The 11865-nt window shown below is 60.4% G+C and carries 10 protein-coding genes and 1 other RNA gene; 6 read left to right on the forward strand and 5 right to left on the reverse strand.

Annotated elements, in window-relative coordinates; all coding sequences use genetic code 11:
- The first annotated feature begins 169 nt into the window (after positions 1 to 169).
- Both ACO54Z_RS00445 and ACO54Z_RS00450 read left to right on the forward strand, forming a co-directional pair.
- Complete coding sequence (locus tag ACO54Z_RS00445; RefSeq protein WP_485995250.1) at positions 170 to 607, forward strand: transposase family protein; 438 nt, start codon at positions 170 to 172, stop codon at positions 605 to 607.
- A gap of 48 nt (positions 608 to 655) precedes the next feature.
- Positions 656 to 886: a hypothetical protein gene (locus ACO54Z_RS00450; protein ID WP_485995257.1), complete on the forward strand. Its 231-nt coding sequence runs from the start codon at positions 656 to 658 to the stop codon at positions 884 to 886.
- 178 nt (positions 887 to 1064) lie between these two features.
- Here ACO54Z_RS00450 and nrdD read toward each other — a convergent pair whose 3' ends face one another.
- The 4 genes from nrdD to ACO54Z_RS00470 form a co-directional block, all read right to left on the reverse strand.
- Positions 1065 to 2873, reverse strand: a complete 1809-nt coding sequence (gene nrdD / locus ACO54Z_RS00455; RefSeq protein WP_485995251.1) for an anaerobic ribonucleoside-triphosphate reductase — start codon at positions 2871 to 2873, stop codon at positions 1065 to 1067.
- A gap of 4 nt (positions 2874 to 2877) precedes the next feature.
- Positions 2878 to 3327, reverse strand: coding sequence for an anaerobic ribonucleoside-triphosphate reductase activating protein (gene nrdG, locus ACO54Z_RS00460; protein ID WP_298080651.1), 450 nt, complete (start codon positions 3325 to 3327; stop codon positions 2878 to 2880).
- A gap of 248 nt (positions 3328 to 3575) precedes the next feature.
- Positions 3576 to 3756: non-coding RNA, 6S RNA (gene ssrS / locus ACO54Z_RS00465), on the reverse strand.
- Positions 3757 to 4089: 333 nt separating this feature from the next.
- Positions 4090 to 4698 carry a glutathione S-transferase family protein gene (locus ACO54Z_RS00470; protein ID WP_298081148.1) on the reverse strand — a complete coding sequence of 203 codons (609 nt, stop codon included), beginning with the start codon at positions 4696 to 4698 and terminating at the stop codon, positions 4090 to 4092.
- A 256-nt stretch (positions 4699 to 4954) separates the two neighbouring features.
- Here ACO54Z_RS00470 and ACO54Z_RS00475 point away from each other — a divergent pair, with 256 nt between their 5' ends.
- The 4 genes from ACO54Z_RS00475 (at position 4955) to ACO54Z_RS00490 (ending at position 11408) form a co-directional block, all read left to right on the forward strand.
- Positions 4955 to 5443: a TPM domain-containing protein gene (locus tag ACO54Z_RS00475; RefSeq protein ID WP_485995252.1), complete on the forward strand. Its 489-nt coding sequence runs from the start codon at positions 4955 to 4957 to the stop codon at positions 5441 to 5443.
- A gap of 7 nt (positions 5444 to 5450) precedes the next feature.
- Entirely contained in the window at positions 5451 to 9473 is a 4023-nt protein-coding gene (locus ACO54Z_RS00480) for an exodeoxyribonuclease V subunit gamma (protein ID WP_485995253.1), read from the forward strand.
- 93 nt (positions 9474 to 9566) lie between these two features.
- A complete protein-coding gene (locus ACO54Z_RS00485) occupies positions 9567 to 10493 on the forward strand; it encodes a hypothetical protein (protein ID WP_485995254.1) in 927 nt (308 codons plus the stop codon).
- 66 nt (positions 10494 to 10559) lie between these two features.
- Complete coding sequence (locus ACO54Z_RS00490; RefSeq protein ID WP_485995255.1) at positions 10560 to 11408, forward strand: SDR family NAD(P)-dependent oxidoreductase; 849 nt, start codon at positions 10560 to 10562, stop codon at positions 11406 to 11408.
- A 164-nt stretch (positions 11409 to 11572) separates the two neighbouring features.
- On the opposite strand, the gene ACO54Z_RS00495 is transcribed toward ACO54Z_RS00490, so the two are convergent.
- The coding region (locus ACO54Z_RS00495; RefSeq protein ID WP_485995256.1) for an IS1 family transposase at positions 11573 to 11865 on the reverse strand (293 nt) is incomplete at its 5' end.

Consider the following 11865-nt stretch of genomic DNA (forward strand, 5'->3'; position numbering starts at 1 on the left):
CGCCAAAAAGACGGATTAGACAAAGCTGCCTGATCCAATCCATCCGCCCTCCGATGTGTGGGGCGGTTCATTTGCTACAGGCGGTGGAGCAGGCTTTTATTGAGTAGACTTCTTTCCAAACCAGGAAAATCGGATAATTATTCATGACATCACATTGACTTTTTAGGAAATGAAATACGAAGAACTCAAAATGCTGCCACCTGAAGACTTTCGCCGGTTTTGCGGTGTCAAACCCGAAACCTTTGCTGCAATGCTCTTGGCCTTGCAGGAGGATTATCAGAAAAAGCATAGACGCGGCGGCAGGGAGGCACACATCAGTCTCGAAGATAAGTTATTGATTACCATGACTTATTACCGGGAATACCGCACGCAGTTTCATATTGCCGCCGAATTTGGCACAACAGAAAGCAATGTATGCAAGATTATCAGGCAGGTAGAAGAAGTATTGGTACGCCATCCGCAGTTTGCCCTGCCGGGCAAGAAAGCACTATTGCAGTCATTGGAAGAAACGGAAGTAGTGATGATTGATGCGACAGAAATCATGGTTGAGCGTCCCAAAAAAAGCAAAAACGCTGTTATTCCGGCAAAAAGAAGCGACACACATTAAAAATGCAGGTTGTGGTGAGCCAAAAGAGCGGCAAGGTGCTGTGTGTTTATGCGGCAACAGGAAGTTGTCATCATGTTTTTCAGCTGTTCAGGCAATCGCGCCTGCCTATTGGCACGCGCGCTGAAAGTGTTGGCGGACAGTGGTTATCAGGGCATCAAAAAATATCACCGAAGCAGTGAAATACCGACGAAATCCAGCAAACGCAGCCGCTGGACAAGGAGGAAAAGCGGTATAACCGTCAGATCGCTTCGCAATGTATTGGCAATGAACACGCCATAAGCGGTTCAGAATGGTCGCGGGGCGCTACCGCAACCGGCTCCGGCATTTGAAGACAGTACGCCTTTGTACGGCGCGAGTTTCTCTAAAAAAATGGCTGCGCCATTTTTTTAGAGTGCCCGGTCAGGCAGCGCAACGTCGTACCGGGCTTTGTGAGGATTGCTATATCACCCGCTTCTTTCTATGCGGCGGCCTCTTTTTCGGCTTCGGCACGTTCGCGGTGGTAGTGGCGCAGCGCGTGTTCGGCGCGGCGTCCGGCGCTGAAGGCGGAGACGCGCTTCAGGTAGCCGATGACGCGCGTGCCGTAGTCAATGTTGTGCGAGCCGCAGGCGCTGCACGCAGTCAGGGTGCGTTTGTCGATGTGGTTGCATTCGTTGCAGATGGTGATGCGCACGTTGATGCAGAAGTAGTTGCAGCCGGTGTGCGCGGCGATGTCCAGCAGTTTGCGGTAGCCTTCCTGGCTGAGCGCTTCATCGAGGTTCAAATGCAGCGCCGAGCCGCCGTCCAGCCAGTCGATGAGTTCGCGTCCGTGCAGGATGAATTTGTCGAGGGCGTTGGTGCGGTGGTCGTCTTCGACGAGGTAGAAGTAGGAGTTGTAGCAGTCGCGCGGCACTTGGTAGCCGTCGCGTTTGTCCCAGCTGGCGTTTTTCACGCCGAGGTTTTCTGCCGGCACGAATTCGGTGTTGTAGCGCACGCCGTATGCGGCGCTCGCCCGCTGGTTGGCGTGGTAGATGGTTTTCAGTTTTTCCTGGACGAAAGCGAGATATTGCGGGTTGTTACCGACGGTGATGCCTTGTGATTCGGCGGCTTCCGCCATGCCGTTGATGCCGATGGTCAGGTATTGCTTGTCGAGGGTGATGAAGCCCGCGTCGTAAACGGTGAGCATGCCGGCGGCGAGGTAGTCTTCCATCAGCTTGCGGTAGGCGTACTGGTAGCGGTGGATTTTTTCGACTTCGGTCAGCAGGTCGCGCCCGTCTTGCACCAGGCGGTTCATATTGATGGTGATGACGTTTATTGAGCCGGTGGCGACGCCGCCCGCGCCGAGGGTGTAGGAGAAGGTGCGGTCTTCGATGGCGTTGCGCAGGCGGCAGCAGGAGGCGAGCGAGTCGGGGTTGTCGGAGAGGTAGATGAAGAAGGCGTTGCCGGCGGCGAGTTCGCCCGCGATGTGTTCGGCAAAGGCGGCGTCCTTGCAGCGTTTGTTGTCGGTGAGCATGGCGACGGTAACCACCGGGAAGGTGAGGATGGCGCGCTTGCGTTCGGCGTTGAACCATTTGAGGAAGTAGTTTTGCAGCGCGGCGACGCTTTGCCAGTTCGGGTGCGTGAAATCGGGGAAGACGAAGTCGCCAAACATCGCCTCGAAGTAGTGCTGGTCGTAGATGGAGATGTTCCAAAAGGCGCTCTGGTAGCCGCGCGCGGCCGCGGGCTGGTTGATGGCATAGACGACGTGTTGCAGGTGGTTGGCGATGTCTTTTTCGTGGGTGCGCAGGTAGTCGTCGCCGTAATCTTTGCGCGCGAAGTAGTCGAAGTAGGTGAGGAATTCGACGGTGGCAACCGCCCCGGCAAATTGCGCGCTGACGGCAAAGACGAAATTGACGAACGAACCGCAGAAGGAAGCGAGGTGCTGCGGTGCGCCGGATTCGCCGCCGAGCTTGGTCATGCCGTCGCGCAGGAAGGGATACATCGAAACGGAAACGCAGTAGGGCTTGAGGCTGGTTTCATCGTGGACGTAGATTTCGTGCGCCTCGATTTGGCGGACGTATTCGGCGGCGGTTGCTTCGCCAAACAGCTCGCGGATTTTGCGGCTGACCTGGGCGCGGTTTACCTGAATCATCAGGTCTTTCATCAGCTCGGCTTCCAGCGTCGCCATGTTTTTTTGGGTGACGTTGGCGTTGGCGTCGAGTTTGGAGCCGTCGGCGGCGTTGTGCGCGCGCACGTAGTCATCCATAAAGTCCAGTTTTTGCTGAATTTGTTCGGTCGTCAGGCGTAGCATTTCATCATCTCCAGAATAAATGGTTAAGCACCGCGCCATCGGCGGTGCGGATAAAGCGCTGGTTAGTGTCGGGGCAATCCAGCCCGCCCCGTTCGCGGCGCCAAGCGCCGGTTTTCACAAAAGTCAGCTCCGGCAACAGCGCGGCGGGCGCTTCTTCCAGCCCGGTATAAAGGCAGGTTTTCAGCCCCGCCGCCCGCGCCGTACGCAGACATTCCAGCAGCGCCGCTTCCTGCCATTCACCGCCGAAAAACAGCACGCAGGACAACAGCCCGGCGTAGTCGGCAAGGCGCTGTTGCAAATATTCCGGCGAGAGCGCCGTGCCCTGTTGCGCGTTCCAGGTGTAAGTGCTGTGGCAGCCGGGGCAACGCAGCGGGCAACCGGCAATGGTGTAGGCGAGCGATACCTCGTGCGGCACTTCCTGCCAAACCACATCTTCATGGACAAATCGCAGCATTATCAGCACTCCTGAAACGATGAAACCGCATGGGCGGCGGTAGCACGCCGCCATGCAGTAAACGCAAGATATGGTATGACTGACGGAACAACTGCGCAATATGTTGGGTTTTATATTTCGCTAAACGCTTGTGTCGCCATTGATAAAAATGCACAAAAAAGCGACGCCATGAGCGTCGCCTGAAATACGGCCATTTGCCGCAGAAACGAAAAAGGCAAGGCGTAAAGCCTTGCCAGAAGAAGGAGAACAGCATAACCGCGAAAGCCGCTTAACCTAATGCCCTTGAACCGCAGGGTTCAAGTGGGTGCCTCAACAAACCTTCGGGCTTCTCACTTGCGTGAGCTTGCTCACCTGGCCGCGTCTGACACCCAAGGCAAGATGTAATTAGGGTCAAGGGGTCTGTAGGGAACGCCTGCCCCGCAGTTATGCCTTGCAGACACTATAGCGCCGCCATTGGCGGGTGTAAAGCGGATTTTGTGAGGGAGATCGCATGGCAAAAAACGGCTCTTGTGCCGCGTATGGCCATCCACCGAAAGCCTCATACGGTGTTGCGTCGCCTGACCGGGCACCCTAAAAAATGGCGGAGCCATTTTTTAGGGAAACCCGCGCCGTACAACTGCGTACTGTCTTCGGCGACGCGCCTTGTCTGAAACTTTCGGTGGATGGCTATATTTCGCCGGCACAGGGCATTGCAAATTTGGCGAGCCGTAGGCAGTCCATCAAAAAAGCGCCCCGGAGGACGCTTTTTCGTCAGGCTGCTGTTCAGCTTTCCTGCTGCAATACCGTGAGCACGCCCGGATTGGCGCCGACGCGGTCAAAATATGCGGCGAGACGGGCAAAGGCGGACACATCCAGCTTCAGCCCTTTCGCCCAGCGCAGCGTCATATAGACGTAAACATCGGCGATGGACAGTTCGCCCGCAAGATAGTTCTGCTCGGCAAGCGCCTCGTCAATGACACCATAGAGGCGCAAAATCGCCTCGCGTCCCTTCGCAGCCAGCGCCTGCTGCGCCGCCTCGCCTTCGACGAACCGTGCCGGGCCGAAGACGAAACTAAACTGTCGGTGCAGCTCGGCGTTGGCAATCACCAGCCATTGCCGCGCTTTCGCCCGCTGTTTGGCGTCACCGTGGGTGAAAATCCCTGCCTGCGGCGCAAGATCGTTGATGTAATCAATGATGGCGACATTTTGCGACAGCGCCCAGTCGCCATCTTCCAGAAGCGGCACCTGCCCCAGCGGATTCAGCTTCAGATACGCCGGGGTTTTGATGCTTTCGCGGGATTCCGCCTGGACGCGGTAGGGCAGGCCGGACCATTCCAGCGCCACGTGCGGGGTGAAGGCGCAGCTGCCGGGGAAATAATGCAGAGTGAGCATGATGAAGAACCCCTGTTGAAAAAACACAAAACGTGCGGGACGCCGTTATAACAAAAAAAACTCGCCCACACCACGCAGCACCCCGCCTGCTTATAGCCATCCACCGAAAGTTTCAGACAAGGCGCGTCGCCGAAGGCAGTACGCGGTTGTACGGCGAGGCGACGCAACACAGTATGAGGCTTTCGGTGGATGGCTATATATACTGGATAACTCCGGCACCGCCCCCATAACCCCGCTTTCACCACCGGAAAACACCATGTTCAACTTCCTCCACAACCTGAAAAACCGCCTCTTCCCCGCCGACAGCCGCTGGCTGGACGACCGCGCCATAGCCGCCCTCACCCGCGCCGTCCAGGAAGGCGAACGCGGCCACGGTGGTGAATTGCGCCTCGTCATCGAACGCCGCCCGCTGCTCGCCGACACCACCGCGCAGAGCCGTGCCGAACGCCATTTCGCCACCCTCGGCCTGTGGAATACCGCCGACCGCAGCGGCGTCCTCATCTACCTCAACCTTGCCGCACGCAAACTGCACATCCTCGCCGATAGCGGCGTCAGCGCCGTTGTCCCGCAAAACGTCTGGGACGACCTCGCCGCCCGCACCCTGCGCGCCTTCAGGGCCGGCCACGAAACCGCCGCACTCGAAACCCTCGTCAAAGAAGCCGCCGCGCTGCTGCGCCAACACTTCGGCAAGGCGGACGACCCGCACGGCAACGAACTGCCCGATCACCCCGTCATCATCGAATAACCCCGCCATGTACCGCCTCATCGAAAGCGCCGACTACCGCACCCTGCGCGACCACTTCATCGCCGACTACAACCACCACAGCCGCCGCGGCCCACTCGGCGACGCCCCGCTCATCGTGCCGACCCTGCCCGTCGGCAACATCCTCGTCCAGACCCTTGCCAGCACGAACGGCGTCGCCAGCGGCATCACCCTGCGCCTCTGGCATAACTACGAATGGATGCTCATCGGCCGCATCACCGGCAGCCCATATGGCAGCCAGGCGCCGCTCAGCAACACCGCCATCCGCTGGGACATCTTCAGCTACCTTTACCAAAACGGCGACACCATCCTCGCCGACCCCAACCACCGCCAGCACGCACTATTGCGCACCCTCTACCCGCACGAAACCCGCCTCACCGCCGCCATGACCCGCCGCCTCTGGAGCTACAGCGGCCAACTCGCCAACCTCTACACCGCCTACCTCAACCAGCGCCCCGACTGGCTCACCGCCTGGCAAAGCGACAACCCGCCGCCGCTGGACGACCTCCTCGACGGCGACGGCCTGAAAACCCTGCCGCCCATCCTTGCCGACCACTACCGCGCCCACTACCAACAACAAAGCCGCCTCTGGCACGACCGCTTCGCCGCCATCCACGCCGCGCGCGAACAGCACAACCAGGCCTTCTGGCACATCCTCAACACCCGTCCGCGCGCCCGCGAACTGCTGCCGCGCTGGATACCCGTCTTTGCGCCGACCCGCATGACCGCTGCCGAACGCGACACCATGCAGCGCCTCGGCGAATACACCGACCTCACGCACTACCACCTCGCCGCCAGCGAACACTACATCGACGACATCGTGGACAGCCGCTGGCTGCGCGACCTCAAACGCCGCGCCGCAGGCAGGGCGACGGACGACCGCCACCGCGAACACGGTCACGAACTCGTCTCCCGCTACGGCAAACAACAACGCGACCTCGCCCGCCTGCTGCACGAACACAGCGACCCCGAACGCCCCGACACCCCCGCCATCACCCCGCACAACCTCCTCACCGCCCTGCAAGCCGAAATCCGCGAACTGCGCGAAGACCACATCGCCGCATACCTTGCCCAGACCGCCGATGCCAAAACGCCCGCCGCTAACTCCCCGCTCACCGAACAGCTACCCTCCCCCTGTGGGGGAGGGGCCGGGGGTGGGGATAGCCTGCAAACCGCCGATGCCAAAACAACCGCCGCTAACTCCCCTTTCACCGAATTGCCCCCTCCCTCGCAGGACGCGCAAGCGTCCGCAGCGGGGGAGGGCTGGGGAGGGGGTAGCGATAACCTTTCCATCACCGCTGTCGAACCGTACACCACACAAAAAACCTCCACCGAACACTCCCCCTCCCCCCGTGGGGGAGGGGTCGGGGGTGGGAATAGCCTGCAAACCGCCGATGCCAAAACAACCGCCGATGCCCCCCCTCCCCCCGTGGGGGAGGGCCGGGGTGGGGGCAGCACACCCGCCGCGCCAGCGACCCCACAAATCCTCCAAACCGACGACAGCCTGCGCATCCACGGCTGCCACGGCCTCCAGCGCCAAAGCGAAACCCTGCGCAGCGACATCACCGCCTGGCTCAACGCCGACCCGACGCGTCGCCTCTCCGACATCTACATCCACTTGCCCGACCCCGTCGCCGCACAAACCATCCTGCGCGCCACCTTCCCGCCTGGCGGCGACTACGACGGCAACCACCTGCCCGCGCGCCACATCGGCATCACCGAAAACAGCGCCGAAACCCTCTGGCGCTCCCTCAGCGGCCGCTACACCCTCGCCCACAGCCGCTACGACGCGCCCACCGTCCACGACTGGCTGCACAACCCGGACACCTGCCACAGCCTCAACCTCGCCCCCGAACAAATACAGCGCATCACCGCCGCCCTCACCGCCGCGGGCTACAAACGCGGCTACGACGGCGCCCAACTCCAGCCCGCGCTGCATCCGGACGACCACGACCACCGTTACACCTACACCTACGCCCTGAACCGCCTCATCGCCGGCGTCCTCACCCCCGACGCCGAACACTACCGCGACGCCGTACCACAACCCGGCCTGACACTGGCCGACCTGCCCGCACTCGAAGCACTCGCCACCCTGGCCGAACAAACCGAAGCCCAACGCACCGACACCGGCATCGCCGCACAGGCACGACTCCAACAACTGCGCGACACCCTGCACCACGACTACGCCTACGCCCAAAACACCCCGGCCTGGCAAACCATCGACCAGGCGCTGGACGAACTCCAACAACAACTCGCCAGCCACGCAGCCCTCGCCCCGCAAAACGAAGCACACTACCTGCCGCCCGCCTTCATTCACGAACACATCGAAGCCCACCTCGCCGCCCAACAAAACAGCAGCGAACCGAGCGGCGTCATCACCATCGGCAGCCTGAAAAACCTGCGCAACCTGCCGGGCAGACTGCACATCTTCATGAACGCCGACCGCGACCACTACCCGGCGCGCCAAAACGACGAACGCTACAACCTCATCCCCCTCGACCGCCCGCGCCCCGGCGACCAAAACCGCGAACACGAAGACCTCGGCGCCCTGCTCGACCTCATCAACCGCGCCGAAGACGCCCTCTGGATCTACTACAACACCGCCGAAAACAACGAACCCCAACCGCCCGCCAGCCCCATACAAGAACTCCTCCAGTACCTGGACGACCAGCGCGAACGCGGCGAAACCCTGCTGCGGGAACAGCACAAACCGCACGACAACGAGACCCTGCCGCGCTACTACTACCACGAACACCCCGCCGACCCGTTCAGCGCCGACCCGTACGAAACCGCGAGCCGCCCCGCCGCCCCGCTCTGGCAACACATCCGCCAGACACTGAACCCTCTACCCGCCGAGCCGCCTCCTTCCGCCGAAAACCATAGAGTGCGCCTTGGCGCACCGCCCGAAACCACCACCGATATCCCCCCCTCCCCCTGTGGGGGAGGGGCCGGGGGTGGGGTTCGCCCGCACACCACCGCTGCCGAAACCACCACCGCACAACAACCTGCCACCCAAACCATCCCCCTCCCCTGCGCAGCGGGGGAGGGCCGGGGAGGGGGTGAAAAAACGCCGCGCCGCGACAACTTGCCCCCCCGCCCCTTCCTCACCCTTGCCATCCCGCCCGCCATCACCGCCAACAGCGAGCCTGAAACCTTGACCCTTAGCCAACTCATCCGCGACACCCAAAAACCGGCGAGTGCCTACGCCCGCGCGCACCACATCGCCAACACCGCCGCGCAAACCCCGCTCGCCGCACGCGAACCACTCGCGCTGACCCCGCTCGAACAAAACCAGGCCGAGCGCCTCATCATCGCCGCGCTCGAACAAAACCAGCCTGACCCGGCGGCACAACTCGCCCGCCTGCCCGCCTGGCCGGGCGGCATCGGCGGCACCATCCAGCTCGAACAAACCCTCGCCGCCTACCGCCAGCGCCAACACAGCCTGCTCGCCCGCGCCCGCCTCGACACCTGGCCCGGCCTCAAAGAACACACCCTTGACCTCGGCGACCACACCACCCTCACCGCCCGCCTGCCCACTGGCGGCGACACCTGGCCGCGCCTCAGCGCCAGCAAGGCACGACCAAAACACCAATACCGCTACTGGCTCGAACACCTCGCCTGGAGTGCCAGTGGCGACGGCGGCACAAGCCTCATCCACTACGCCGACGACACCCTGCAACACCTCGCCCCCGTCCCCGCCGCCGCAGCCATCACCCAACTGCGCCAATGGATTGCCGTGCGTGCCTGCGCCCAACAAACCCTTTGGCTCGCCCCGATTGAACTGATGCAGCCGTACCTGGACAACTTTGTCGCCGGCAAAGACAAAAACAACGACACACTCATCAGAGACTGGATAAACGACGACCACAACAAAGCCGACAACGGCGACCTCTGGCGCCACCTCTGGCGCGGCCACGACCACGACACCCTCGCCGCCCGCATCGCGGCAGCGCTCGCCATCCACGCCACACTGCTGCAACCGCTCATGACATATAGCGACGCCTCCGGCTAAAGCGCCCGCACGAACGACGGAAAACATTGGCGCGACATGAATTGCCGCATGGCCGATGTAAAATCGCCACCCAATCCTCCCCCTTGAACGCCCATGACCCAACCCTTGAACTGCACCCGCCTCACCCTCCTCCTGCTTGCCACGCTGCTCACCACCTGCGAACAGCCGAAAAAGCCCGCACCGCCGCCCAAGGCGACAACCGCCGCCCCCGCGCAAAACAACCAACATCCCTCACCTGCCGCGTCCGACATCGCCGCAGTTTCCAATGCCATGCACGGCGCCGCCAACCAGCAACCTGATGATGCACCCAAAGACCCATATGGCGAACCCTACATTATTGGCACCTTGGGAGGCGTCCCGGTCAATCTGCCATCTTCCGTGGTACGTTTTGTCGAATACGTGGATTCCCCCGGTTGGGACATGGACAAAATCCGCAGCTATAACCCGCCAACACGCAATTATCAATCCATCATCAAGGCCTTTGACTTTGCCTTCCGCAATAGCGATGGCGCACTCTATGACGAAAGAAAACGGGATTTGGTCAAACAGTACCGTGCCGAACAATCAGCGGGAGGCGATGATTGGGTCAGGGTAATTATTAGCGCTGCGCCTGTAGAGAGCCCCAGAAAATATCCTTTGGATTATCTATACGAAACCAGTTTTCAAAAGTGGGCTACTGCGGCAGAGGAACCATACGCCTTTACCGGGGAATATCGCTATGGTTTAGAATATTATGTGGTTCCCGGCATAAACCCGGAGACACAAAAGCCTTGGAGAGAGGATAATGGGGTAAAAGATTTATTTGTTTATAAAGATGCAGATGGGCACGTTGTTACTTATATACGATGCTCAAATCACAATGTAGCGTCACCACCCTGTACGCATTATTTTGAGATGACTTCACCCATGAAACTAGGGATTGTTGATCTGTCTTATAATCGACAACATTTGGGTTCATGGAAGGAGATACAGGAAAAAGCCAAGACATTTATCTTGACCTTTCCGGCAAAGACCGATTAAAACATCCAGATAACACCACCACTAATGACTCCGGCAAAGCGCCAACCCAATCAAACCGAGGCAACCATGAAAAAAAGCATCCTCATCACCGGCTGTTCCAGCGGCATCGGCCTTTGCGCCGCCCATCTCCTGCAAGCACGTGGCTGGCAGGTATTTGCCAGCGCGCGCGACGCCGCCGACGTGGAGCGCCTGAAGGGCGAAGGACTCAATGCCGTCCAGCTTGACCTCACCGAACCCGACAGCATCAGCATGGCGCTCGACTGGGTGCTCAAACAAACCGGCGGCACCCTTGACGCGCTCTTTAACAACGGCGCCTTCGCCATCCCCGCCGCGCTGGAAGACCTCTCGCGCAACGCGCTCGCCTACCAGCTCGATACCGGCCTGCTCGGCTGGCACGACCTCACCATGCGCATCCTGCCGGTGATGCGCGTGCAGGGACATGGCCGCATCGTCAACAACAGCTCCGTCCTCGGCCTCGCCGCGATGCGCTTCCGTGGCGCCTACACCACCACCAAATTCGCGCTCGAAGGCTGGAGCGACGTGCTGCGCCTCGAACTCGCGGGCAGCGGCATCCACGTCAGCCTGATCGAACCCGGCCCCATCAAAAGCAACTTCCGGGGCAATTCCTTCCAGCAATTCCGCCAATGGATTGACCTCGACAACAGCCGCCACAAGGAGCGCTATCTGGCGATGACCAACCGTCTGCAAAGCGACAAGCCGCTGCCGTTCACCCTGCCGCCGGAAGCGGTGGTGCAGAAACTCATCCACGCCATCGAATCGCCGCGACCGAAAGCGCGCTACTACGTCACCGCACTCACCTGGCTGATGGGCACGGCGAAGCGGCTGTTGCCAACCTTCCTGCTCGACAAACTCATCCTCTGGCTCGCCGCGCGCGAGAACAAGCGTTACCAATAACCCAGGCGGCGTGCCATGCAAACTGCAAACTGGCAAAAGCAAAAACCGCCCGACCACCTGCGGCAACCATGATGGTGGCTATTGCCAATATGCCGCTTCCCGGCGAAGCGATGGAGTCGGGGAGGGGCGTGAAAAACTGGAGGTGTCCTAAAATGTATGCTGCCTCAAACAAATCCGTAGTTGATATAGAAAAATCCGATGGCAAATGCCTTAACGTGATAGAACATCTTCTTGGAAAAACAGCAGGTTTTACGCACCGCACGGCGTATCCGTTGGCGTAAACGGCAGTTGTTCCCCTCAATGCCGACGGTATATTGTTTACCCACTTGGTGCCCCTCATCTTGAAAGGCTTTCAGAAAAGCCGCCCAGTTGTCCGTAGCAATTCGGTCGTAAGTAACGCCTAATGCCTTCAGCCGCTGTTTTAGCTGCATAACCGTCGCCAAATCCCGCTTGCCCC

This window comes from Cardiobacterium sp. (genome assembly GCF_057314735.1).

Coding starts and splice junctions, on each gene's coding strand:
- ACO54Z_RS00445 (WP_485995250.1), top strand. CDS start 170: ATGAAATACGAAGAACTCAAAATGCTGCCACCTGAAGACTTTCGCCGG.
- ACO54Z_RS00450 (WP_485995257.1), top strand. CDS start 656: ATGCGGCAACAGGAAGTTGTCATCATGTTTTTCAGCTGTTCAGGCAAT.
- nrdD (WP_485995251.1), bottom strand. CDS start 2,873: ATGCTACGCCTGACGACCGAACAAATTCAGCAAAAACTGGACTTTATG.
- nrdG (WP_298080651.1), bottom strand. CDS start 3,327: ATGCTGCGATTTGTCCATGAAGATGTGGTTTGGCAGGAAGTGCCGCAC.
- ACO54Z_RS00470 (WP_298081148.1), bottom strand. CDS start 4,698: ATGCTCACTCTGCATTATTTCCCCGGCAGCTGCGCCTTCACCCCGCAC.
- ACO54Z_RS00475 (WP_485995252.1), top strand. CDS start 4,955: ATGTTCAACTTCCTCCACAACCTGAAAAACCGCCTCTTCCCCGCCGAC.
- ACO54Z_RS00480 (WP_485995253.1), top strand. CDS start 5,451: ATGTACCGCCTCATCGAAAGCGCCGACTACCGCACCCTGCGCGACCAC.
- ACO54Z_RS00485 (WP_485995254.1), top strand. CDS start 9,567: ATGACCCAACCCTTGAACTGCACCCGCCTCACCCTCCTCCTGCTTGCC.
- ACO54Z_RS00490 (WP_485995255.1), top strand. CDS start 10,560: ATGAAAAAAAGCATCCTCATCACCGGCTGTTCCAGCGGCATCGGCCTT.